A 420-nucleotide genomic window follows, 5' to 3' on the forward strand; every position below is an offset into this window, starting at 1 on the left:
CATTTTCTCGAATTCACCATGACTGACTGGCACATGTTGGCAATCCATGGGCTGTCGATGCTGGCTGTGATCGACATCCGGGTCGTGCAGGTAAACGAAATCTTCGTCGCAGTCGGTCACGATTACCCAGTGCGGCGACTTGGAGCGCGTCAGTCGATAGCTGCTGATCAATACCAGTGGCTGTCCACCGGCGTCCAGCAGTCGCGGCAGATCCAGAGACGCACCGATCAAACACTCAACATCGGTCTCCTGCAATTGCCCCGTGAACTCTTCGTGCACGAGGCGCATGACGTCTTTTTTATGCGCATCCCGCACACCGTCGAGAAACAATGGCCCGGCCAGGCTCAGTTGCAAACCCACCTTGTAGCCTCGACGCCACGCCGCCAACGCCAATCCCTGCGGGCTGCACCCGCCATGGCC

General features: G+C 58.6%; 1 protein-coding gene. It reads right to left on the minus strand.

What is annotated here, in order from left to right; genetic code table 11:
• On the minus strand, positions 1–420 hold a 420-nt coding region (locus BK660_RS31850; protein WP_185045349.1), incomplete at both ends, for a peptidase C39 family protein.

The organism is Pseudomonas brassicacearum (assembly GCF_003732265.1).
Classification (GTDB): domain Bacteria; phylum Pseudomonadota; class Gammaproteobacteria; order Pseudomonadales; family Pseudomonadaceae; genus Aquipseudomonas; species Aquipseudomonas brassicacearum_D.